The sequence below is a fragment of the Variovorax glacialis genome, from assembly GCF_051216375.1.
Lineage (GTDB): Bacteria > Pseudomonadota > Gammaproteobacteria > Burkholderiales > Burkholderiaceae_C > Variovorax.
The window spans coordinates 1-22,624 of the sequence record NZ_JBPJZT010000032.1 but is presented as its reverse complement, the minus strand read 5'-3'; the positions used below and the strand labels follow the sequence as shown (position 1 = coordinate 22,624).

Annotated in this window: 23 protein-coding genes and 2 pseudogenes; 12 read left to right on the top strand and 13 right to left on the bottom strand. The window is 62.8% G+C overall.

From position 1 onward, the window contains the following. Positions 1-72: 72 nt before the first annotated feature. The 5 genes from ACSFBL_RS34355 (at position 73) to ACSFBL_RS34335 (ending at position 3,758) form a co-directional block, all read left to right on the top strand. Positions 73-1,092: a GlxA family transcriptional regulator gene (locus tag ACSFBL_RS34355; RefSeq protein WP_435520293.1), complete on the top strand. Its 1,020-nt coding sequence runs from the start codon at positions 73-75 to the stop codon at positions 1,090-1,092. Positions 1,093-1,157: 65 nt separating this feature from the next. After that, positions 1,158-1,655, top strand: a complete 498-nt coding sequence (locus ACSFBL_RS34350) for a hypothetical protein (protein ID WP_435520292.1) — start codon at positions 1,158-1,160, stop codon at positions 1,653-1,655. Between the two features lie 98 nt (positions 1,656-1,753). After that, the gene (locus ACSFBL_RS34345) at positions 1,754-2,065 is read left to right on the top strand and encodes a type II toxin-antitoxin system RelB/DinJ family antitoxin (RefSeq protein ID WP_435520291.1); all 312 of its coding nucleotides are present in this window, start codon (positions 1,754-1,756) and stop codon (positions 2,063-2,065) included. Further along, positions 2,062-2,358: a type II toxin-antitoxin system RelE/ParE family toxin gene (locus ACSFBL_RS34340; RefSeq protein ID WP_435520290.1), complete on the top strand. Its 297-nt coding sequence runs from the start codon at positions 2,062-2,064 to the stop codon at positions 2,356-2,358. Before ACSFBL_RS34345 ends, ACSFBL_RS34340 begins: the two co-directional genes overlap by 4 nt. A gap of 284 nt (positions 2,359-2,642) precedes the next feature. Next, positions 2,643-3,758 (top strand): DNA-binding protein, encoded by a 1,116-nt coding sequence (locus tag ACSFBL_RS34335; protein ID WP_435520289.1) that lies wholly within the window; start codon positions 2,643-2,645, stop codon positions 3,756-3,758. 258 nt (positions 3,759-4,016) lie between these two features. Here ACSFBL_RS34335 and ACSFBL_RS34330 read toward each other — a convergent pair whose 3' ends face one another. Further along, complete coding sequence (locus tag ACSFBL_RS34330) at positions 4,017-5,660, bottom strand: ATP-binding protein (RefSeq protein ID WP_435520288.1); 1,644 nt, start codon at positions 5,658-5,660, stop codon at positions 4,017-4,019. A gap of 262 nt (positions 5,661-5,922) precedes the next feature. Between ACSFBL_RS34330 and ACSFBL_RS34325 the strand changes: the two genes are divergently transcribed. From ACSFBL_RS34325 to ACSFBL_RS34315, 3 genes are all read left to right on the top strand, one after another. Next, a complete protein-coding gene (locus ACSFBL_RS34325; RefSeq protein WP_435520287.1) occupies positions 5,923-6,483 on the top strand; it encodes an MOSC domain-containing protein in 561 nt (186 codons plus the stop codon). A 28-nt stretch (positions 6,484-6,511) separates the two neighbouring features. Beyond that, a complete protein-coding gene (locus ACSFBL_RS34320; protein WP_435520286.1) occupies positions 6,512-7,123 on the top strand; it encodes a response regulator in 612 nt (203 codons plus the stop codon). Between the two features lie 448 nt (positions 7,124-7,571). Then, entirely contained in the window at positions 7,572-8,630 is a 1,059-nt protein-coding gene (locus ACSFBL_RS34315; protein WP_435520285.1) for a MerR family transcriptional regulator, read from the top strand. Between the two features lie 508 nt (positions 8,631-9,138). On the opposite strand, the pseudogene ACSFBL_RS34310 reads toward ACSFBL_RS34315, so the two are convergent. After that, positions 9,139-9,608: pseudogene (locus tag ACSFBL_RS34310) on the bottom strand (integrase core domain-containing protein); the annotation flags it as partial. A gap of 224 nt (positions 9,609-9,832) precedes the next feature. Between ACSFBL_RS34310 and ACSFBL_RS34305 the strand changes: the two are divergent. Further along, complete coding sequence (locus ACSFBL_RS34305) at positions 9,833-10,558, top strand: NADPH-dependent F420 reductase (RefSeq protein ID WP_435520284.1); 726 nt, start codon at positions 9,833-9,835, stop codon at positions 10,556-10,558. Positions 10,559-10,868: 310 nt separating this feature from the next. Here the strand turns inward: ACSFBL_RS34305 and ACSFBL_RS34300 are convergent, their stop codons facing one another. Next, a complete protein-coding gene (locus ACSFBL_RS34300) occupies positions 10,869-12,674 on the bottom strand; it encodes a sensor histidine kinase (RefSeq protein WP_435520283.1) in 1,806 nt (601 codons plus the stop codon). Between the two features lie 181 nt (positions 12,675-12,855). Here ACSFBL_RS34300 and ACSFBL_RS34295 point away from each other — a divergent pair, with 181 nt between their 5' ends. Further along, the gene (locus ACSFBL_RS34295; RefSeq protein WP_435520282.1) at positions 12,856-13,734 is read left to right on the top strand and encodes a tripartite tricarboxylate transporter substrate-binding protein; all 879 of its coding nucleotides are present in this window, start codon (positions 12,856-12,858) and stop codon (positions 13,732-13,734) included. Positions 13,735-14,138: 404 nt separating this feature from the next. Here the strand turns inward: ACSFBL_RS34295 and ACSFBL_RS34290 are convergent, their stop codons facing one another. Continuing rightward, positions 14,139-14,507 carry a response regulator transcription factor gene (locus ACSFBL_RS34290; RefSeq protein WP_435520281.1) on the bottom strand — a complete coding sequence of 123 codons (369 nt, stop codon included), beginning with the start codon at positions 14,505-14,507 and terminating at the stop codon, positions 14,139-14,141. A gap of 360 nt (positions 14,508-14,867) precedes the next feature. Between ACSFBL_RS34290 and ACSFBL_RS34285 the strand changes: the two genes are divergently transcribed. After that, positions 14,868-15,137 (top strand): hypothetical protein, encoded by a 270-nt coding sequence (locus tag ACSFBL_RS34285; RefSeq protein ID WP_435520280.1) that lies wholly within the window; start codon positions 14,868-14,870, stop codon positions 15,135-15,137. 8 nt (positions 15,138-15,145) lie between these two features. Here the strand turns inward: ACSFBL_RS34285 and ACSFBL_RS34280 are convergent, their stop codons facing one another. The 7 genes from ACSFBL_RS34280 to ACSFBL_RS34250 all read right to left on the bottom strand — a co-directional run bounded on the left by ACSFBL_RS34280 (position 15,146) and on the right by ACSFBL_RS34250 (position 19,340). Continuing rightward, positions 15,146-15,508 (bottom strand): DNA-binding transcriptional response regulator, encoded by a 363-nt coding sequence (locus tag ACSFBL_RS34280; RefSeq protein ID WP_435520279.1) that lies wholly within the window; start codon positions 15,506-15,508, stop codon positions 15,146-15,148. Positions 15,509-15,796: 288 nt separating this feature from the next. Further along, positions 15,797-16,195 carry a hypothetical protein gene (locus ACSFBL_RS34275; protein ID WP_435520278.1) on the bottom strand — a complete coding sequence of 133 codons (399 nt, stop codon included), beginning with the start codon at positions 16,193-16,195 and terminating at the stop codon, positions 15,797-15,799. A gap of 97 nt (positions 16,196-16,292) precedes the next feature. Then, positions 16,293-16,895, bottom strand: coding sequence for a hypothetical protein (locus ACSFBL_RS34270; protein WP_435520277.1), 603 nt, complete (start codon positions 16,893-16,895; stop codon positions 16,293-16,295). After that, positions 16,892-17,314 carry a cytochrome d ubiquinol oxidase subunit II gene (locus ACSFBL_RS34265; RefSeq protein ID WP_435520276.1) on the bottom strand — a complete coding sequence of 141 codons (423 nt, stop codon included), beginning with the start codon at positions 17,312-17,314 and terminating at the stop codon, positions 16,892-16,894. The genes ACSFBL_RS34270 and ACSFBL_RS34265 overlap by 4 nt, the downstream gene beginning before the upstream one ends. Then, positions 17,311-17,724: a cytochrome ubiquinol oxidase subunit I gene (locus ACSFBL_RS34260; protein ID WP_435520275.1), complete on the bottom strand. Its 414-nt coding sequence runs from the start codon at positions 17,722-17,724 to the stop codon at positions 17,311-17,313. Before ACSFBL_RS34260 ends, ACSFBL_RS34265 begins: the two co-directional genes overlap by 4 nt. Positions 17,725-18,723: 999 nt before the next feature. Beyond that, positions 18,724-19,065, bottom strand: a complete 342-nt coding sequence (locus ACSFBL_RS34255) for a type II toxin-antitoxin system RelE/ParE family toxin (RefSeq protein ID WP_435520274.1) — start codon at positions 19,063-19,065, stop codon at positions 18,724-18,726. Continuing rightward, a complete protein-coding gene (locus ACSFBL_RS34250; RefSeq protein WP_435520302.1) occupies positions 19,065-19,340 on the bottom strand; it encodes a type II toxin-antitoxin system Phd/YefM family antitoxin in 276 nt (91 codons plus the stop codon). Before ACSFBL_RS34250 ends, ACSFBL_RS34255 begins: the two co-directional genes overlap by 1 nt. Before the next feature lie 478 nt (positions 19,341-19,818). On the opposite strand from ACSFBL_RS34250, the pseudogene ACSFBL_RS34245 reads away from it, so the two are divergent. Continuing rightward, positions 19,819-20,088 (top strand): annotated as a pseudogene (locus ACSFBL_RS34245) (LysR substrate-binding domain-containing protein); the annotation flags it as partial. Here ACSFBL_RS34245 and ACSFBL_RS34240 read toward each other — a convergent pair. Together ACSFBL_RS34240 and ACSFBL_RS34235 are read right to left on the bottom strand one after the other, a co-directional pair. Beyond that, on the bottom strand, positions 20,072-21,226 hold the full coding sequence (locus ACSFBL_RS34240) for a tetratricopeptide repeat protein (protein ID WP_435520273.1): 1,155 nt from the start codon (positions 21,224-21,226) through the stop codon (positions 20,072-20,074). The pseudogene ACSFBL_RS34245 and the gene ACSFBL_RS34240 overlap by 17 nt on opposite strands. 50 nt (positions 21,227-21,276) lie before the next feature. Beyond that, a partial coding sequence (locus tag ACSFBL_RS34235; RefSeq protein WP_435520272.1) for a bifunctional metallophosphatase/5'-nucleotidase occupies positions 21,277-22,624 on the bottom strand: 1,348 nt, incomplete at its 5' end.

The following is a 22,624-nucleotide window of genomic DNA, read 5'->3' as shown; positions in this document are numbered from 1 at the left end:
TCCGGCCCGTGGATGCGAGACGAGTCTAGGTTTTGGGTCTTCCGCGGTACATTGGCGAAATTGACGTTTTCCATGCGAAATCGGACACCCATGCCGCGTGCGGCGATCCTTGCCTTTGACGGCTGCTACGCCTCGAGCCTCGGCGGCTTCGCCGACATCCTGCAGGTGGCGAATTCGCATCTGCGCAGGCAGCAGGGTGCATCCGCCGCGCTCTTCGACTGGCGCTTCGTTTCGCTGTCGGGCCAACCCGTCGCGGCCAGCAACGGCCTGCAGCTGCAGACACACAAGCTCGGGGCGCGCGAGCATTTCGATCTCGTCTTCATACCCAGCGTGCACTACGCCGGCCACAAAAAGTTCGACCAGTTGCTCAAGAAGCAGCCCGATGCGTGCGCATGGCTCACATCGCAGTGGCGTCGCGGTGCCTGGCTGGCGGCCAATTGCACGGGCACCTTTATCCTGGCCCAGACGGGCCTCCTGGACGGACGCATCGCGACGACGACCTGGTGGCTGGAGCGGCAATTCCGCGCGCGCTTTCCGAAAGTCGACCTGCAACTGCGGCCCGTGCTCACCGAAGTCGATCGCCTGCTTTGCGCCGGCGCCTCGGCGTCCTATCTGCTGCAGGCGATCCGCGTGGTCGAACGCTTCGCCGGACCGGCGATCGCGTCGCAATGCGCCAAGAGCATGCTCATCGACGTGAGCCAGACGACCCAGACGCCCTACCTGCCCTTGCTCGCGGACATCAGCCACACCGACGCGGTGGTTCATCGCGCGCAGCACTGGCTGCAATCGAACATGGCCCGGCCTGTGCGTATCTCCGACCTCGCGGCCGAGTTGGCGGTCAGCGAAAGGACGCTGGTGCGACGCTTCAGCGCGGTGCTCGACCAATCCCCGCTGACCTACCTTCAGCACCTGCGGCTCGACGTCGCGCGTGCCCTGCTCGAAGCGAGCGATCTAGGTGTCGACCAGATCGCGCTGCAGGTCGGCTACAACGACCCCAGTTCCTTTTCGCGACTGTTTCGTGAGCGCCTGGGCCTCAGCCCAGGCGCGTATCGAAGCCGATACCAGTCGGTGGATGGGCAGGCACACCCCTGACCAAGCCTGCGAAAAGCCTCGGAGGAGGCAGTGGCCACAAGGAAGCCCTGCGTGGGAAGTCCGCCATGGAACTTGGCGCTGCGCACCGCGACGCGAAGGAAGCAGAGCAGCGCCATGTGGCACACGAACGCCGTCTCCTCGCCGACGTCGATCGCGAGCGGGTCGCCGCGCGCCAGATGGCCACTGACTTGGCAAAAGAGCAGAAGTCCAGTGCTCCAACTCTCGAAGCCGCTCGCGGCGCCGAGCAAGCAGCCAGGCAGGCGCTCCAAGCCGAGAAGGCTGCGCACAACGATGCAGCTGCCACCTGGTCCCGCAAACAGCAGGAATCCAACTCGAACTCGCCACCCTTCGAGAGCGAGTTGCCGGGGCAGAGCAGCGTGCGACGGATCTTGCCGCGCAGCTGCAGCGCCAACAACAGCAGTCGGAGCGAGAAAGCGCACAGGTACGCGAAACCCAGGAGGCGACAGCCGCTGCGCTGCGCCAGCCGGCTCGGTCGTCAATCCGCCTTGGCGGAGCAGATCAGTCAGCCGTTCACGCCAGGCGCGAACACTGCAGCGGCGTGAGACAGCCACTTCATGGTCGGTTCGCCGCCTGACGGCGGCGCCGCAAAGCCATTCATTTGAATTACAATAGCCTCTTCGCCCGCTGTATGGAGCCGTTGATGACCACCGCCAATGCCCTCGTGCAAACCCGCATCGCCGCAAATGTTCGGGACCGCGCCGTCGAAGTTCTCGACGGATTGGGCCTGACGGTGTCGGATGTCGTTCGGATCGTGCTGACGCGCGTTGCGAATGAAGGCGCGCTTCCTGTCGGGCTGGTCGCCGACACTCACGCGCATGACGCTTGGTTTCGTGCCAAGGTGCAGGAAGCTTTGAATGACCCGCGCACTCCCGTCGCGCACGATGAGGTGGAAGCTCGTTTCGCAAAGCGTCGCGCTGCCGCGCTGCGCAGGAGTGCCAAGGGTGGCGCGTGAGAATCGAATGGTCGCCTGTGGCGCTCGACGACCGGGATCGAATTTTCGACTACTACGACATTGAGGAAGACAGCCCACACGCGGCGATCTTGATCGACGAGCGCATCGCGCACCAGATCGAAGTCCTGATCGATCATCCGGAGTTTGGTCGCACCGGACGTGTCGACGACACTCGAGAACTGGTCATCAGTAGAACGCCTTACGTCGTCGCCTATCGCATCATGGGGGACGCGATCCGAATCCTGCGTGTTTTGCACGGCAAGCAGCTGTGGCCTGGCGACATTCAAGAGTAGTGCTGCTTCGCTGGCATGACTGTTCCATGCCTACTCGCGTACATACAGATTGCATCGAGCGCGAGACGCCAGAAATGCTTGCCAACTTCACTTACCGCATATCGAACGACCACCCATCGCGGTCACGGGGCTAAGCCAAGGGCGTCGTCATGAGCGAGCGGCGTGCGCGGTTGACGTGTGGGCTTCGGCTGTTTGACCTGCGCTCAACCCGCGAACGGTGCCGCCGTCTACCAATTCCGACCCTCTCTTATTATCGAAAGTAAACAGGGCAAGAGGAGCACGGCATGGATTCGAAAAGTTCGAGCGTTGAAATTCAGCCGCGCAGCGGCGGCCGGGGGATCCAGGAGACGCAAGTCTGGGAAGCCGCGGACACGCTGTTGCACGAGGGGCTGCGCCCGACGATCGAGCGCGTGCGCCAGAAGATCGGCAGTGGCTCGCCCAACACCGTGAGCCCCATGCTTGAGCGATGGTTCTCCACCCTTGGCAAGCGCCTGGAGGGACGCAGCGGCATCGTCGTCGAAGGCGAGGGGCATAAGCTTCCCCTGGCGATCGTGCAGGCCGCTCAACAGTTCTGGGAGGTCGCCCGTCGGGAAGCTGACCAGGTGCAGGTCCAGAGGTCCGAAGCAGACCGGCGCGAGCTCGAACTGCAGCGTGAAGCGCTTGCCCACAAGGAATCGGAACTGACACAGCGCGAGGCCTCCTTCGAACAGGCCCGCGTCGCGCTCGACGAGGCGTTGGCATCGTCGCGCCAGGCGGTCGCAGCCATGGAGGCCCAGATGCATGCGCAGCAGCAGGAATCCGCGCGGCAGCTGGGCGACGCGGAAGCTGAAGTGCGGCGCCTGCGTAAGGCGCTGGAAGAGGCCATCGCCAGCAAGGAAGCCCAGCGCGAGAAGTCGGCCATGGAACTCGGCGCAGCCCACCGCGATGCGAAGGAAGCAGAGCGGCGCCATGTGGCACATGAACGCCGGCTCCTTGCTGACGTCGATCGCGAGCGGGTCGCCGCGCGCCAGGCGGCCGCTGACCTTGCCAAAGAGCAGAAGTCCAATGCTGCAAATCTCGAAGCCGCCCGCGGCGCCCAGGAAGCAGCCAGGCACGTGCTCCAAGCCGAGAGGGCGGCGCACAGCGAAGCAGTTGCCACGTGGTCCCGCAAGCAGCAGGAAATCCAGGTCGAACTTGCCACCCTTCGAGAGCGGGCTGCCGGGGCGGAGCAGCGTGCGACGGACCTTGCCGCGCAGCTGCAGCGCCAACAACTGCAGTCGGAGCGCGAAAGCGCGCAGCTACGCGAAAGCCAGGAGGCGACCGCCGCTGCGCTGCGCCAGCTCGAAGCGCGTCGCGTATTGGCGAATGAGAGGCCCCAGACCAGCCGGGCGGCGAAGAGCAGAAGGAAACCAAACGACTGAGCCGGCCATCAAGAGCTAAAGCGACCACCGCGCGTGACGTTTCTCACGAGGCCGGCAGGTTGGTTCGCATGCGCGGGAACGCAGGTCTCCACGCTACGCCAACAATGCGCCGACAGCTGCCGTCGGCCAAAAGCTGACCTTGGTCGCTGGCCCACACCAACCCATCGTAAGCGTGTGCGCACGGACCATCCGGCGGTCAACAATCGGCCCAGCACCGGACCATCGGAGCGACCACTGTCTCTATTGCAGGAAATCCTCCTAGTCGAGCAGCCGACGCACTTTCCGTGCGAGTTGGTCCACTGTGAATGGCTTCGTAAGCAGTTCGACCCCGGGGTCCATTACCCCGCTGTGCACAATGGCGTTTGGCGTGTAGCCGGTGGTGTAGAGCACTTTCAAACCAGGCTGCCGGACGAGTGCGGCATCCACCAATTGGCGCCCCGTCATGCCGGGCATGACGACGTCCGTAAAAAGAAGCGATACGCCACGCAGCTCCTCCAGCAGGTCGAGCGCTTCCTTGCCCGACCCTGCATGGCGCACCGTGTAGCCCAAGGATCGGAGGGCGAAGACCGAGACCTTGCGAACATCCGGCTCGTCCTCCACCACCAAGATGATTTCCTGCGGCGAGCCGACCGGCACCGCGGCTTCCGCTCCTTCTTCCACCCGGCCTGCGGAAGCTGCTGATAGTTCACGCCGCAGGTAAACCTTGACTGTTGTGCCCTGGCCGGTTTCGCTGTAGATCTTCACGTGGCCGCCGGATTGCTTGACGAATCCATAGACCTGGCTCAAGCCGAGCCCTGTGCCCTGACCGACCTTCTTTGTCGTGAAGAAGGGATCGAAGGCCCGCTCCAGGATTTGAGGAGGCATTCCACATCCTGTGTCCGAAACGGCGACCATCACGTACTGCCCGGGAGGTACGTCGTTCTGGGCGGCGTAGGCGTCGTCCAGGTGCGTATTCATCGTCTCGATTGTCAGCTTTCCCCCGCCAGGCATCGCATCACGGGCATTGACCGCAAGGTTCAGTAGCGCATTCTCGAGTTGCCCGGGGTCGACGCGGGTTCGCCAAAGTCCGCCGCCGAGCACAAATTCATGGACCACTGTCTCACCAAGGGTTCGCCGTAGCAGTTCCTCCATGCCATGCACAAGCGCGTTCACGTCAGCGACGATTGGCTGGAGAGGTTGCTGGCGCGAGAATGCCAGCAGCCTCTGCGTCAGCTTGGCACCCCGGCGCGCGCCGTCCAGTGCGCCATCGAGGTACTTCAAAATGTCGGTCTGACCGATTGCAAGACGGCGCAGCGCGAGGTCAAGGTTGCCGATCACGACGGCGAGCATGTTGTTGAAGTCGTGCGCGATGCCGCCGGTGAGCTGGCCAATGGCCTCCATCTTTTGCGCTTGGCGCGCCTTGGCCTCGGCCAGTTCCCGAGCCTGAATCTGAGCGCGCAATTCCGTGTTGGACTTTTCGAGTTCGACGGTTCTGGCCTGCACCCTGCGTTCAAGCTCGTTGTTGAGTTCTTCGAGCTTTTCTGTTTCCACGGTCAGTCGGGCCAGTGCCTCGCTCAGCAGATGTACGAGCACGATGATCGTGGTACAGACGCCTGCGAAAAGGCTGATGCCGATCCAGTCTGAGCCGCTGATGGGCAGCCACCACCCCATCTCGTCGTCGCCGTACCCTGCGAATCGCTGAGCCCTGGACGCAGACAAGACCGTTGCCAGAACGGCACTCCACCGGCTTCCGAGCAGCGCCGTCGCGATGACGGCAGGAAAGAACGTCAGGTACGGGTAGCCCTTAAGCGAGTCGCCGATGGCGATCCGTGTCGCCAGGCCGAGCGTCGGCAGAACAATCGCCAACATCGGCCCGAGCCAGCGTAGAGCTCTGCATTTACGGAGGACCGTAAGAAAATCCATTGCTTCCGCTCCTTGCGTTGCGGCTGGCGGAGCAGCCAGACGCCTAGAGCACCGGCCGCCGTCCGACCAGTGGACCGGGCGGCTATCCGGGAGAATGCCGGCCACGACTGGACCTTCCGCCCGGCCTTCCAAATCTATCGGACTACGCCAGCCTTTTCAATTGGCAGCACCTCGCCTTGCGCCCGGGCGGCTAGGGTCGGCTACCGACGTGCGAGAAGCTACATACCGCGATCAGCCGCGGGCCAGCACCAGACATTCAGCTATGCTCGATACAACGATGCGTACGCCGTATGTCCTCGCCGTTTCTCGGAGCCGTTCCCACACCTTCTCCAAAGAGGGCACGAGCAGCATTCGCCTGCTGGAGGGTCTTGGCGCGGAAGGGGATGCGCATTCGGGCGAGACGGTCAAACATCGGTCGCGTGTCGCGCGCAATCCCTTGCAACCCAACCTTCGCCAAGTGCATCTGGTTCAGGCCGAGTTGTTCGACGAGTTGGCGTCTCTCGGTTTCAATATCTCACCTGGAGAGATCGGCGAAAACATCGCAACGAAGGGTCTCGACCTTTTGGCGCTGCCCGCTGGTACCGAACTTGAGATTGGGTCGACGGCGGTAGTTCGTCTGACCGGCCTTAGAAATCCGTGCAAGCAGCTGGATGCGTTTCGGAAAGGGCTCAAGCAGGCCGTGCTCGGCAGCGCTGCAGATGGGGCGCTCGTCCGGAAGGCTGGCGTGATGGGAATCGTGCTGGTCACAGGCGAAGTGGCGCCCGAGGATTCGATAGCTGTCCGTCTTCCTGGGGGTCCGCATCGCGCGCTGCAATCCGTATAGCGAGCTTTAAGGCTGGCGCCGTCGCTCGATGCAACCGGCCGAATCCGGGCACAACCGGCAGTTCGCCGCCTTGGCTCTCGCCCTTCTGGAAAGGTGGGACAGATGGCCACAGGAGGTTCAGAACGCGAACTTTCCTGCGGCTTTATTGAGAAATCGCATTTCGCGCGCCGCCAATCCCGGTCAAGATGGCCTGCAGACCAACGAGGACCAAGCGCGAGGTGCAGACATGAATGTGCTGCTGGTCGACCAATCCGTGGCAATACAGCAGAGCTTCGGCGCGCTGCTGCAGGCTGCGCCAGAAGTTGTTGTCGTCGGCTATGCGGACGATGTGGCCAGTGCGCTGGCGTCCATTGCCTCGAACCCTCCGGACCTCATCGTCCTGGACTCGAAGTTGCGTGGGGACGACCGCGGCATTGACGTATTGCGATACGTCAGGCGGCACCATCCGGATATTAAGGTGGTCGTGCTTTCCCATTTCGCCTGGGCCTCCGTGCGCAAGATCCACATCGATGCCGGCGCCCTTGCGTACTTCGACAAGGCAATCGAATTTCAGCTGGCGCGAGACTACATCGCTGACCTCGCGAATGCCCAGTCGGCCGCGCCATCGGGGCGTGGAAGTTGCGAATCAAGGTCTTCATGACCGGCCGCTATGGGAACGCCCTACAGCCGCTGTGGCCCCAGCCCCCTGGCCGCGGACGCTCATCGCCAGTTTCAGGAGCGTGTGCGCACTGACCATGCGGCGGGTAACAATCGGCCAGAACCAGACGTTCACCGAAACCTCCCAAGTGCTTGATGCGCTCGTTTCACCATGGTCTTGTCTTGGCGCCCTTGCCGGGTTGCTGCTCGCGATGGCGGTCCATTGGGGCGCGCCGGGCGACATTGACACCGTTCAGGCCGGGGCATGGTTGGTGGGCATCGGCTGGGCTGCGGGCCTTGCGTGGGACCTCATAGGCCGCGGGAGCTCCAAGTAGCCCGTCGGCCCGCCGGCCAACAGCCGAAGTTCGTATGGCCGAACGAAGCACACTTGACCCGGCCCCTGCGGCCGCCTTTAAAAAGGGCCTCTTCGGTCAAACATGACGAGGTGATTTTTGAACATTCGATTTCTAAGCCCCGCGGAGGCTGCCAGCCGGCTCGGCGTCTCTGCCAAGGCGCTACGCATCTACGAGCAGCGAGGCTTGGTGGCCCCAGCTCGCAACGCGGCGGAGTGGCGGTCTTATGGACCCGACGAGATGCAGCGTGGCGGCGAAATCGTGACCTTGCGCGCGCTCGGCCTCAGCCTCGCGCAAGTGGCTGGCGTGCTGAAAGGCGAGTCCGAGGGTCTTGAGCCCGCCTTGGGCGCGCATCAGGCGTTGCTCGAAGGCCGCGCTCGTGAGCTTGCGCGCACCATCGAGAGAGTCCGCGGTCTGCGAGTCAATCTCGGCCTCGGTCAGGCGCCGACGGTCAAAGAGTTGACGTACCTGCAGGACTGCGCCACAGAGCTCACCATCGAATTTGAACTGCCTTGGCCCTGGGGTGGCGAACTGTTCAGGTTGCGCGACATCCGGCCACTTAACTACATTGTTGGCCCGTTGGGCAGCGGCAAGACTCGGCTGGCCCAGCGCTTGGCGGAGGTTCTGCCTTCGGCGGTCTTCCTGGGTTTGGAGCGGCTTGAGGATGGCAGCGCTACGGCGCGTCTCGACGCAGACCCGAAACTCCGATTGCGCGTCAACCAGACGCTCGACTGGCTGGTGGAGGACGGCGCCACCGTTTCCGAAGCGTTAGTCGCCTTGCTGGCTGGATTGGAAGCCGAAGGGCCGGCCGTCCTGGTCGTCGACATGGTGGAGCACGGGCTGGATTCGGCTACGCAAGAAGCTGTGGCCGCCCATCTGCGTTGCCGCAGGTCTGATGACCGTCCACTCTTCGTGCTCACACGTTCCCGTGCAATCCTGGATTTGGCATCCGTAGGCGCGCAAGAGTCCATCATTCTTTGCCCTGCCAATCACAGCCCTCCCACTCGCGTTGCCCCCTATCCAGGTGCACCGGGCTATGAAGCGGTCGCTACCTGTCTTGCCGCCCCCGAGGTACGCGCGCGCACGGAAGGCGTCATCGCCTGGCGCCCCCATCGGCGTGAGGACTCTGAACAACGAGGCTGTGCTGCGAGAGGCTAGAGTCGGCCAAAAGCAGGTGCCCAGTCATCAACAAGAACGACCGCAAGGAGTGCGTCTTGTCGCGCCCGGTCAACGCGAGTCTGCCTCCCGGCGTTTGATGCAGGCAGGACTTCTGCCAAATGAGCGAGGATTGAAGATGGGGACTATCGGCTGGACTGCGCTGATGGCGTGCATCGTCGGCGGCGTCGCCTTCATGCGCCACCATATTGGCAAAGAGCTTGCCAGGGGCCTGCCTCCTCTGGATTCGTAGGAAGCCCTTTGAACGGAACCAAGCGCTGCGCGGCAACTGGCTCGAATGCTCGACGCAGGGACAAGGTGCTTGGCGGCCTCTGGGCGGCGGGCGTGGCCGTGGTGTGGTTGTCAGTTTGGGAAGGCGATAGCTTTGAACGCGCGAGGCGCGCATAGCCGCGGCGCAACCCGTCCCCCGACACTGAAGCGGTCAGGACCAGCGTTCCCGGCGGCAGCCCACCACGGGATTTCGACGCGCGTGCGCGCTGACCGGAACGTGTCAATGACTTTGCGGCACCTGGCTTGATGAATTTACTGTGCAGGGCTGCGGTGTTTCTGGGGCGGCTGTCTCCGATGGTGGTGGGTTGATCCAGGCTGCGGTGGGCAGGGAGGCGGGTGTTGGGCGGAACCCTTTGAACCGCTTGGGGGTTGCCAAGAATGCGGCATCGAGGGTGGCCTGTCGGGCGGTGTGAAGCGCCTGGGCATGGCCGTAGTGCATGCTGTGCGGCGTCATGTAGCCGATGCCCGAGTGACGGTGAGTGGTGTTGTACCAGGCGAAGAAGGTTTGGCAGTGCGAGCGCGCGTCCTCGATGCAGCCGAAGCGTGCCGGGAAGTCCGGCCGATATTTCATCGTCTTGAATTGCGCCTCCGAGAAGGGTTGTCGTCAGAAACGTGGGGCCTGCTGTGGCTCTTGGCGATGTCCAGATCCACGAGCAGCGCAGCCACTGGCTTGGAGCGCATGCTGGCGCCTGAAGCGCCTTGGCATTTATTGGTTTTTACTTGCGGCGGAGGGATGGACGTCGCAGGCTTACCGCTTGCTGTGTAGGGATTCTGTTCCCCAACATGACGCTCCGCTGGGTTGGCTGGATACTTTCCGCTCGGCCAATATCGGAACTGCGTATTCGCCGTCGTAGCTGCTTAGCTACCTATAGCGACAATTCGTCGCGGTGCAACCTTGATAGAAACTACGCATCATGAACATTGGAATCATCGGGGCAGGTCACATCGGCAGTGCTCTTGCCGTGCGTCTCGGCAGCCTCGGCCACTCCGTTTACATCGCCAACTCCCGCGGCCCCGAAACCCTGAAAGATGTCGGTCAAAAAACCGGCGCCAAGCCGGTGACCGCTCGGGAAGCGGCCTCCCACGGCGAGATCATCGTGGTTACCATCCCGCTAAAAAACATCCCCGACCTGCCCAAAGACCTGTTCGCGGGCGTTGCAGCCGACGTACCTGTCATCGACACGAGCAACTACTACCCCTTGCTGCGCGACGGCCAGATGCCGGAGTTGGAAGCCGGCGACCTCACTGAAAGCGAATGGGTGCAGCAGCACTTAGGGCGCCCCGTGGTGAAGGTGTTCAACAACATCTACGCCGACCATCTCCAAAACAAGGGCCTTCCCGCCGGCACGCCCGGCCGGATCTCTCTGCCGGTGGCCGGCGACGATGAGGCAGCCAAACGAAAAGTGATGCTTCTGGTTGAGGAACTAGGCTTCGACGCTGTCGACGATGGCAGCCTGCGTGAGTCATGGCGACAGCAGCCCGGAACGCCTTCTTACGGCGCTGACCTAGCCGCCGCAAAGCTGCGCGAGCATTTCGCCACGCTGGGCAGCCATCGCACGGAAGCGCAGCACGCTGAGTACCTGTCCAATCACGCCAAACAGGAGCAGGCCATGGCGGCGCAAGGCATCAAACTAAAGTAGCGTCGGTCTTACCAGTTGGCCAATTGGCACGGCTCTGTCGCTGGCTCCCAAGCCTAACAAGGTCTTCGAACGTCAGGCAGTTGCGCAGGCGCATAGCAGCCCGGATCGACAGATCGCAACCGGCCATGAGCCGACTTTCGCCAATGTCCGCTTCGGGGAAGCGCGGTTGAGAGATGCAAGTGCAACCATGCGTCGACTGACAGTCAACCGACCTCGTCGCGCGGTTTAGCGCAAAATGCTATCGGACTCGCGGAGTTTGATTTCAAAGAATTTCGGGACGGCTCCACTCGGCGGTGGGGACGTCCGGCGGTCAGCTTGGTGCTGGGGGAACAGGTATTGAGAATGAGAACACGGCGCCGCCGCCGGGATTGTGTGATGCCCAGAGGTTGCCGCCGTGCGTCTCAATCAGCCTGCGACAGATTGCCAGGCCGACGCCGAGGCCGCTGGACTTGGTTGAATAGAACGACGCGAAGACGCGTTCGAGATCGCCATCGGCGATGCCAGGGCCGCTATCGGCAATCTCCACCAGAACTTCGTTGGGTTCACCGTGGCGCACATCAATGGCGATTTGCCTTTCGCTGCCAGGTAGCGCTGCTTCGATCGCTTCCATTGCATTGCGTAGCAAGTTCAGGACGACTTGCTGAAGGTTCACCTCGTCGACCTCGACAGTCGGCAGAGGACACGCCGCTGCGAATCGGATGTCGATGCCTCGCAGATCACAATCCGTTCGCAGCATCTGGACGCTTTCCTGGACGGCCTGAGCCATATCGATCGCCTTTGGCTCTATCTCGTGGCGCTGAGTGATGCTCCGCATCCGTGTCACGACGTCGCCTGCGCGCTGCGTCTGTGCGACCACCTTGTCAAGAAGTTCCATAACACGCTGCGCATCAGGAGATTTCTCTCCAGCGCGTCGGCGAGCCGCCAGCGCGTAGTTTTCGATCGCACCGAGCGGTTGGGTGATCTCGTGGGCGAGCGCCACCGACATTTCTCCAGCGGTGTGGACGCGGACCAGATGCGCCATGCGTTCGCGCCAGTGAATCGATTCCGTTTCCGCGGCGAGCTTACGACGCTCGGAGGCCTCACGCGCTTGAACGCTGCCGAATACCTCGGCAAGAAGACGAATACCTGGCATCAGCGCGTCCGGCCAGTCATGGCCGTTCTGGGCGCACGCGATGGAGAACGCACCTGCGTTGTGGCCCGAGACGGTGACTGGCATCACAAGAAGCGACCGCACGCCCAACGCACGTAGCGCCTCAGTATCATCGCCCGCTTCCTGCGGCAGGTCCTCAATTCGCGCAAGACGGACGGTGTCGCCTTCTGCAATGCGAGCACGGATCCAAGGAAGTGCGAGCGCGCTCACCTCGTTCCAGCTCTTTGGCAGGTCGATCGCATCTGCTTGCCAACGCCGGGTCGCGTCCTCACGACCGTCCTTGCCGAAGCGCAGCCAGAGTGCGACCTGATCGGCCCCGGTGAACTCGCCGATCTGACGCAAACCGGTGGAAATCGCGTGCTCTGCCTGCTGCGGCGTCGCGAGCGCGAGGGTTCCGAGGATGCTGCTTGCCAGCCGGTCGAAGCCCAGGACAAGATCGAGTTCTTCCTGCGCGCGCTTTCTTGCCACGGCGCTGCCGAAAATCTGCGCCAGCAGATGCAGGCGAGGCAGGAGGTCTGGCGGCCAACTGCGTTCGAAGCGGACGCAGGCGAAGTTGAGGGCGCCCTGCAGTTGCCCTGCGATGAAGAACGGCATCATCACATGAGACTTCATGCCGATCCTGCGCCAGGTCTCCTTGTCGAGACTTGCCTCCGCCGGCAAGTCGTCCAGCCGGGAGAACACGACCGGTTCGTTGGCTCTCGCTTTGGTCAGGAGCCACGGGTTGACGACTTGGGCTGGAAGGAATTTGGGCGCACGGACGACACCTTCGACGGCGTACGAGTGTGTGATCTCGACCCTGCCGGTGGTCGTCAGTACGCGGCCCAGCGAACATCGACAGATCCCGAGGAACTGCACAATGCGCGCGAGGCATTCTTCAACAACGCGATCGAAGTCTTTAACGGGCAGATTGATGAACGGAGCGGATAGCTCCGCCAAGAGTTGCTCGAAGCCAAGCAGGTCGTTCACCACAGGTGGCGGGACCGTTGAAACGGGCGGACTCGGCTCAGTCATCGGAAGTTAGAATTCTTCGCAGTCTTGCCAGGAGGTGACGCGCATGCGTCGGATCCGGTCTTTCATTTCCATGCTGCTAGTCGCGCTATGCCTCGGTCCAGGAGGACTTGCGTATGCGCAAAGCAGCAGCGCGGGGGTGACAAAACTCCTGCTGCCGTTCGAAGGCGGCTCGGGCCGACCCGTTGCGGAATCCCTGGCCGAGGGCGCCCGGGTTCTGCTCGGGCGAACGGTCGTGGTCGAAAGCAGGCCCGGAGCCAGCGGACGCATCGCCGCGATGGCATTGAAGCGTGCCGCGCCGGACGGCACGACGATCGCGCAGTTTCCCATCGTGGTTCCGGTCATGGCGCCGCTGTCTTTCAAGGAAGTCCACTACACGTCGCGTGATTTCGTGCCCATCTCGCAGATTGCGACCTACGATCTGGCCCTCGCTGTACCGAACGTGCACCCTGCAAGGACCGTGTTGGAACTCGTCGACTGGTTGAAGAAGAATCCGTCCCAAAGATTCTACGGAAGTCCGGGTGCAGGAACGTTGCCACATTTTCTCGGCGTGATGATCGGCAAGGCGATCGAAATCGACGTGACGCATGTGCCATACAAGGGTCCTGCGGCACTGAAGGTCGATCTTGTAGAGGGGACCGTCCCTTGCGGCATCTCAGTGGTTTCCGATCTCATCGAACTGCATCGTGCAGGCCGCCTCCGCATCCTTGCCACATCAGGCGAGAAGCGGCTCTCCCAACTTCCTGAAGTGGCGACGTTCGCCGAGCAAGGTTACCCGCAGATCGTGGCCAGTGGCTGGGTTGGCATCTTTGCTCCAGCCGGGACGCCCCGGGCGACCGTAGATGAATGGTCGGCGGCATTGGTTACCACGGTCCGGTCGGCCGCGACTCAACGGCGGCTGACGGACCTGGGGGTCGAACCGACCGGCACATCGCCAGACGAGTTCGCGGCCATCGTCGATGCCGACATCGCCCGCTGGGCTCCGATCATCAAGCTGTCGGGCTTTCAAGGCGAGTAGAGCGTAGACCAGTAGTTGTCGATCAACGCAAGGGCCCGCACTCGAAGCGTGGCGTCGCTTCCAATCGGAGCTGGATTCGAGACAGCATCACCGGCTCGAAGTCTGGTTTCATTTCTTCGCCGCGGCGTTCGTCGCGACCCAGGATGACGACCCTTCAGCGCGCCGACTTCGTCGGTCAGGCGACCATGGCAAAACCATCGGCGACGGCCACTTTCTGCGCACCGTCTGGGGTGTACGTGGACACGCAACTCCGATGCCGGCGCCGGTTCCGAGCGGACTGCCCGGAGCCTCTGGCCGGTTTGCGGCCCGAAGCTCCTGGTAGCCGACAGGCTGCAGTCGGCGACCGGCGATGAGGCGGCCTTTTTTGGTTTGGCTGCAATCCGTTACAGGCTTCGACTCAACCTTTAGGCCCGCCGCAGGGCTCTATTAATCCCATCGAGCAGTTGATGCTGTGGGCATGGCTTCTCCAAGAAGTCTATGGCGCCGTCTCGGATCGCCTGAACGGCTGTCGGAACGTCAACGCTTCCGCTGATGAACACAATCGGCAGGCGCAAGCCCATCTCTTGCAAGCGCTTCTGCAGTGCGATTCCATCCATCCCCGGCATGCGCAGGTCCAGTACCAGGCAACCACACCAGGCGGGCTCCAAAGCAGCAAGGAACTCGTACGCCGAACCGAAGATCGCCGCCGCTAGTCCGAACGCAACGGCCAACTCGCGAATGGAGTCGCGACAAGCTTCGTCGTCGTCAACGATGAATACAGTGGGCGTGCTCACGGCGTTCTAGACGATGCCGACCAGAAGGTCGTCATCCTGCGCTTTGAAATTCCGTGAACCTAAACCCGGTTTGCGGTTTTGGATATTGGCCTTTAGTGCAAAAAGGCGTCAGCTTTGTATCGGCCAGGAGTGATTCGTTCAAACCCACTACGAACAGCGGCCAGGGGTCGCACCCCTCGCTCCTTAGCCAAGGCATCCTGGCCACCTTGCCCCAAGGGGCAATTGCGAGGCGGCGGAAGAAGCGCGAGACTCAAGCGGACGCATGAACTACACCGAAAGTCGCTATGCCGCGCTAAGCCAGACCGACTACAGTCAGACCACAGAACAACCTATAGGCAACTCGTGGGGTTCCTTGAAAGCTTGAATGACTTTGCGGCGTGTATCGCTATCGCCGCCGGCACTGCACCGGACGCGTATCCCGCCTGGAGCGACGGATACAAGGCCCATTTCGCGGAAACCGTCCGGTTGTGGGCCGAGATCCGTCCGCAACTCTGTCGCGACGTCGATGAGGCTCATCGCATCGACATTGCGCTGCAGAAGATGGCCAAAGCGGTCGAGGACGGCGACACAGGCAACTTTCAAAAGTTCGCCCAAACGCTTCGTGGTCTGGACGTGTCGGTGCTTCGATAGCGGCTGTCCTAGGAACACGCGCGGCGGACCGCCAAGCGCAGTTGCCGCACGCTGACAGGACGTTCCAGGAAATCAGTCGCCTTGAGCCGTGCGATCTCCACCGCGGTTCGAAATGCGCTGTACGGACCCAGAACGATTACGGGAATGCTATAGCCTAGGCGCCTCAGTTCGCGCACCAGGTGCAGCGCTGCGGCGCCATCCTCGTCGGCCGTGACGATCAGGCATTGCCCTGTCCCGGGCGGCACCTTCGCAAGTTCTGCAACATCGGCAGAAGCGAACGCCACCGAGTCCACCAAGTCGCGCGTGAGCGCCGATGCGACCCATGCGCGGTCACGCGGATCGGCAACGGCAATGTAAGCGGTGGTCGGCATCGTTTTCAACTGCAAAGGCACGCGGTTCCCGACGCCAGGATGCCGTCGGCAGTTCAGCAGGCTGCCCTCTCGTGGGGCCCTTCTAATCTGGATAGTGATCGCGCGACCAAGCGGAGTCCATCCCGGCGGACACGCACTGCCACGTACGTGACCTCTGACCTCTGACCTCTGACGTCCCGATGGCAGAATCAATCGTCTCTAGACAATGTGACTGACCCATGCTGCCGGGGCTGGATATTTCAACATTCCAAGTGCCTTAGCTAAGAATGCGACGAAAGGCTATCGAATTCATCTCTCGCGGCTGTGGAGCAGCCAGGCGCCAATCCCAAGCGCGGGGTCGAGAATGGCGAATGCTCCCAGCGTGTGAGGAAATATTCCGGCGATCGCCAAGGGCACGAGGACCAGGGGAACGAGGATTACTCGGTCCAGCACGGATGCGGGGCCGAAGTTTCGCCCCCCAGAACGACCACCAAACACGTAGAGCCAGCCAATGACCGCGACCGTCATTCCCAGTACGCGAAACAGCGCTCCCTCTCTTCCAATGAAAGGAGGATCGAACAAGAGCGTCTGCACCGCACCCGGCCAGACAATCAGCAATGCCCCCGCCCCAAGGTAGATATAGCCATTCATCACCGTGTACTTCGATGCTGTGGACAGGTCGGCTGGCTGCGCGAGAAGATCACTCATGAACGACATATCATCCGCCTCCGAGTAGTTCAAACTCTCACCTCATCGCCTTCCGGGCGCCCAACACATTCTTGCCGAACTGTCCGCCAAGCCGGGCTCAGACCGATGACCGAAGCCAGGTGCCGAGGCCGGCCTTCCATCTGAACTCGTTCCTGGATACTCGACGCTCCAGTAAATCACTTTCCGCCCAGCTCCGGATTCTGGCCGGTGTCGTAGCGCGGCACCACGCCTGCGGGATTGAAATAGACATAAAAAAGCCGCGGCATGTATTTGTCAGGTACTGCCAACTCCAGACGACGCCGTCGAACGAGGCGACGCGGCTGACCTGATAGGGTTTGCCATAGGCACGCAGCACGTCGGAGTCGTTCCATTTGCCGAGTTCGATCGGGTTGTTGTAGAGCGTATAAGTCCACATGGACCGTACCGAGACAACCCGTCCCGCCGCGTCGAGGTCGACATTGACAATCTCGTACCCTGCGGGCTCGCGGGAATATTGAAGTCTCTCGCCGCTGTCAGGCAGGGAGTAGCTTCCGGTCGGGCGGCCCAGCTTTTGCAAGGCCTCCGCACGTGTGGTGCCGATCGGCAATCGTGCGGCATCGGTCGCACAACCGATCAGTACAGCCGCGAGCATTGTGGTCGCCGCCGCTCGTCCCATCTGTCCTGCAGAATCGATGATTTGCCTCCATTGGCCGTTGCTCATCGATAGCCGCCGCGGACCTTGCCGCGGAACACCCAGTAGACGCCGAAGGTGTAGGTGGCGATCACCGGCAACACCACCACCCCGCCGTAGAACAGGAACTGGAGCGATGGGTCGGGCGCGGCGGCACTGCCCACCGTGACCGCGTACGCCGGCAGGTAGAACGCACCGAGAAACACGGCATACACCACCGGAAAGGTCGCGAACAGCCCGGCGCCGATGATGACCAGCCAGGTTTCGTTGCCATCCCAGAATGGCGCGATGGTGTCCATCATGTGCAGCCGGTGGTCTTCCTCGTTCGTGGTGCCGAAGAGGATGCCGACGCCGAGATCGAAGCCGTCCAGGACCACGTAGACGAGGATCGACACGGCAATGACCGTCGCCCAGAAGAGCGCGAGGTCGCTGGGCTGGATGGAATTCACCGGGAACCTCCCGAGACGGGATTGGCTGCCGCGTCGGTGCGGGCGGCCACGGCCATGGGTCGACTGCCGGTCACGTTGGCCGTGGCCTCCGTCCTGGCGCGCGGTCCCTGGCGCAGCAGCTTGTAGATGTAGTAGATGCCGAAGGAAACGAAGAGCCAGTAAACCACCACGTAGATGATCAGCGAGGTCAGCACGTCGCCCGTCGTCAGGGAGGGGGTGATGGCGTCCTTGGTGCGCAGCAGGCCATAGACCACCCAGGGCTGGCGTCCGATCTCCGCGGTGTACCAGCCGGTGAGGATGGCCACGAAGCCGGTCGGGAAGGCCGCGAAGGCGCACCACAGGAACCAGCGCGACGACTCCAGCGTGCCGCGCCAGCGCAGGAGGTTTCCGAACCACGAGACCGCCAGCATGATGAGGCCCCATGCCGACCATCAGGCGGAAGGCGAAGAAGGGAATCAGCACCGGCGGCCGGTCTTCTTTCGGGAAGGATTCGAGGCCGCGCTCGGCTGGCCGGCCGCCTGCGCGACGCAAGCAGCAGTCCGACTGCGACCTGCCGCAGCGATGCTCGAGCCTTGGGTATGACCGCTTTAAGGCAATTTATCCGAGCAGGTCAAGGTCCGTTCAGGGCCCGAAGCGGGCTTACAGCGGACGGCAATGGAGCCCGGGAGCGGCCGTTCAATGCTCACGAACACGAGACCCGGAACCTTGAAAATGCGAACGGTGCAGCCTTGAAAACGACACTCGGCAGCTGTTGAATTTCGCGGGTTAGAAAGTGAGACCTTGAAGGAACTCACACCCACGAGGCCGACCTGGGAACCGTCGAGACAGAGCAAAACTGGGCACTTGCGGGTCGGGAAATCGTTCGCCGCGGGCTGCAATCATCGATTAAGCTGTAGTAGAAAACCCCATACAAATCAACGACTTAGCGCATACAATGCGCTTTACGTCAAATTGATGGCATTCAGGTGCGCTTGATAAGGCCGTCGCCTGGACGCGGCAGGCGAGGCCAGATGGACGGACAGCCCGGCAGGGGTCCGCTCGTATGTTCAGCGGGTGGAAGGGGAGGGTCGGCGCTTGTGGAAGGCCTTCGATGAGGCGGTGGTCAGCAAGGAGGCCATGCGTGAAAGGGCAGCGACCATGATCCGCACGATTCGACCGATACGGTCCTCAGAGCCCGCAGACGTTCTCACTTGCGCCACCTTGCCATTTTCGGAAGTAAATTCGCGCGCAGTCGACCCCCCTGTGTTCCGCCTCAAGAACCCCGGATCGTCAGCACTCGTGTAGCCGCTCGCCGGGATCTTCAGCACGCGGCACATCGAATGCTGCCGCTCGATCTGGACCGTCCTCCGGACAGCTATCTGCGATGCTTTCCACCACATCGACCACTGCCACCATCCGGTGGCACCCGTCTACATCCTGAGCAGCCTGCGCGCAAGCAACGACTGGAAATCCCTCCGTCCGTCCGCGATCAGATGAATGATGACCTCACTGCCGACGACACGGTAGATGACGCGGTAGGGCTTGAAAAACGCTTGACGATATTCCTTAATGCCCAGCGCGACTAGTTCCTTGGGATAGCTGCCGCGGTCTGGAAACCGCGACAAGCTGTCGGCAATCTTCACCAGTTGGTCCAACACGTAGTTTGCGTTGGCAACGCAGTCATATTGAGCGATGTAGCTGTGTATCGATTCCAAGTCCTGCTCGGCGCCATCGGTGAGGAGGACTTCAAACTTCGACGGCGCTCCCGGCATCAGTTGGCTGCTCGCTTTGCACGGAGGCGGGCAACGACGTCAGCTATGGGCTTCACCTTGCCTCTGGCCAGCTCCTGATTGCCTATCGCGAGAATTTTCAGCAACGCCAAAGTCTCTTGGGTTTCCTCAAAGGAGGCCACATCCTGCAGGACCGCCTTGGCTTCACCGTTCTGAGTAATGACCAGCGGCTCGCGCTGCTCGGCGAGGTGCGTCAGAATCTCTGCAGCGTTGGCCTTGAGGTAGCTTATCGGCCTGATCTGAGTTGAATAGCGCACGTCCATCCCCTTCATTGACATAACCAAATATAGTCCTTATATAGTCTTCCAGCAAGCCCTGCGAAAGATCGATCGGCGGCACTTCCACAACCATCATTGAAGGCTTGCCGCAAAAGACGGTCGCTGCGCTGCCCCGGGTCTCCAAGTCCGCATGCTCCAGCTAGGAGGCATCTGGCTTCAGGGGCGCCTGCTCGAGATGGGCGCTCAACTCTCGATCCGATGCCCAACTGCTCGCTGACCACCACGACGATCTTGGTGAGCGCGCGATCTTCATGCGCGCACGCTTTCACCCTCGGGCGGTCTTGCGCAACACCGCGCGCGGAAAAGCGGGATCCGGCGGCTCCCAGCGCGCTTGTGGCCCGGAACCTGGATCTTGGGAAAGATAACTGGTCTGCGAGGTCGCAATCAATTTCGCGGACCAAGCCTCGTTCGACCAGGCGTGCGTCGCGCTCGATGAAGCGCGGCAACGGTAGTCAGCCAGGATGCGGTGGCCACGCTCATCCTGTCTGGACGCTACATCGGTTTTCTTCCGGATCACTATGCGGCCAGCTTCGTCCGGGACCGGACCATGAAGAGCATCGATGTTCCCGAATCCACATACGAGGTCCGCTACGTCGCCATATCGCGCCGCTCTCCGACGCCACCGCGACTGTCGACCGTCTTCCTGGATTTGTTGAGGCAGGTTCACAGTCACGCAGGACTGCGAGGCGGCACGTCCGGCTTCATGCATCTCAGCGCAGCACGATGACCTGAAGCGCGGTACGCAGTCCGTATTCGTAGGCCTGATCTGCAGGGATGGCGGGACCAGGTCTCGGGGAGGCACCCTCGTCAGGCCGTGTCGTCGGCGCTCCCGGCAACAGGTCTGCCCACCGCGAAGCAGGCAGCATCGCGGCTTCGTCGCCGAGGCCCCGGAGCACCATGCCTGCAAGCCGGCCGGACGCATCGAAGACGGGTCCTCCATCGGTGTCTGCAGCCAGCCCGATGCCCAGTTTTCGACCTCCTTCCCTGCCCTGGAGCGTGCCGAAGAAGCCTTGGCTCAACCAGGGCCACGCTGGTTCCGCCGTCTCGTTTGCCGCGTATGCCAACGCGAAGCCGGCGCTCCCTGCGAACGGATCGCGCGCGGCCCGGGTGTCTGTTCCTGAAGTGGTCAGCGGCGCGGCCAGGCGAAGGACCGTGACGCCGAGTGACGCGAGAGGCTGCGTCGCCGGGTCCGCGCGCGCAAGCGTCGTGTCCCCCATGCCGTTGCGCACCCAGATCGCCCTGGTGGTGTCGGGTCGGATTGCGGCGCTCGGCACCAGCGCCGTCGTCCCATCGCCGATCAGCACGCCACTCGAGACCACGCGAGCTGCCTCCGGCACCACGGGCTGACCCTCCTTGCCGACGCCCTGCGGAGCCATCCGGTGCGGCGTTCGTAGCATGAGCCCGCGCGCCACAGGCGACTGGGACGCAAAGGCCCGGCGCGCATCGAGCGCCACGGGATCCTGCGGCAGACGATCGAGGGTCTCTTGAAGGACGCGTGCGGCCACCTCGCCCTGCCCACCCGCGCGCAGCAACCAAGCGTACAGCGCACCCGCAGGGCCCGATTCAAGGTGCGCGCCGGCCACGTGCGCGCAGAAGGCCAGCGCACGCCGGTACTCCCCGGCCTGCATGTATGCGCGCACCAGGCCCATTTCGGTATCGGGCGCATGCAGCATCATGGCCGCGCGCTCGAAGGTCTCGGTCGCCGCGGCAACTTTGCCGAGCGCGAGTTCCGCCTCGGCGCGCGCCAGCAATGCCGAGCGGGCCCCCATCAGCCCCGGGTCGTTCACGCGCATGTCCGTGATCGCGGCGGCGGAGCGGGATGCGGCCTCCTGCGCGCCGCAGTACGCGGCTGGCAGGCCCAGCATGAACGCTGCCAGCGCGAGCGTACGTCCTGCCGGCGTCAAGCGTGCTGGCCTCAGGGAAGCTGCATGATGCGCGGAATCGACAGCGCCGGCAGTGTCGGATCGTAGGCGGGCTTCGGCGCCTTGTAGCCGCCGGCCAGATAGGCCGTGAGCGCATCGATGTCCTGGGCGCCACCGAGCGAGTTGGTGCCGCCGAGCAGGACCGTGAACCCGTCACCGCCCGTGGCCATGAAGTTGTTGACGGTCACGCGATAGGTCTTGGTCGGGTTCTGAACCACGCCATTGACCACGATGTTCTCCGGTGCGCCGGTCGTGACGGGCGGTGTCACCGTGACGTCGGTGGGGGTCAGGACGACGTTCACGATCTTCTGGCAGGCCGGCGCGGCAGCGCTCCACGAATACTTCAGGCCGTTCGACGCCTGCATCACGCGTTGCGCCGTCTGCCCCTTGCAGCCTGCGAACTGCTGCTCCAGAAGGTCCTTGAGCTGCTGCGCAGTCAGCGTCATGGTCACCAGGCTGTTGCCGAAGGGCTGCACGGTGAAGGCGTCGCCGTAGGTTACGTTGTAGGGATAGACAGCGGCAGGCTTCGCGAAGCCCGGGTTGCGCACGCCGCCCGCGTTCATGAATGCAACGACCGCACCGCCGAGCGACGCGGGCTGCGTGGCCTGCAACTGCGCATCTGCAATCAGGCTGCCTGCAGGCATCTCGCCAGCGGCATTCGCAGAGTTCGGCAGCGCCGAGGCGATCGTTCCGATGACCTGGTTGGACAGGGGCGAGACGAGCGTGTTGTACCCCTCGACGACGTTCCTGACGCTCGGGTCCGCGGCAATGGCGTTGTTGATCGCGACGTCCGTGCGGTCGACCAGGCGGTTGGTCGGGGACACGGCGAGCACCTTGTGCGACTTGGGATGCAGCGTGAGATCGATCTCGGTGAGCACGCGACCGAAGGCGCTCGCGCTCGTGACGGGGACCAGCCGCCCCACGCGGTTGGGCAGCCCGGTCGGACGCGGCGTGCTGACGGCCGCGCCGGAGGTACCCGTCACGTCGACCGTGTTGGCGGAGCAGTTGTAGGCCGCGTGCGTGTGGCCGCTGATGACCAGGTCGACCTCGTCGCCCAGACCTTTCACGATGTTGGCGATGTCGGAGTCGGTGCCGTCGGCGTTCTTCAGGTTGCCGTCGCAGCCGTTGATGTCGCCGATATTGGGGCTGGTCTGGAAGCCGCCCTGGTGCACGAGCACCACGATCGCATCGACGCCCTGGGCGCGCAGCCGCGGGATCAGGGCGTTGACGGTCTGCGCCTCGTCGCGAAACTCCAACCCGGCCACACCCGTGGGCGTCACGATGCCGGGCGTGCCCTTCAGCGTCATGCCGATGAACGCAACCTTCGCGCCCTGGAAGGAC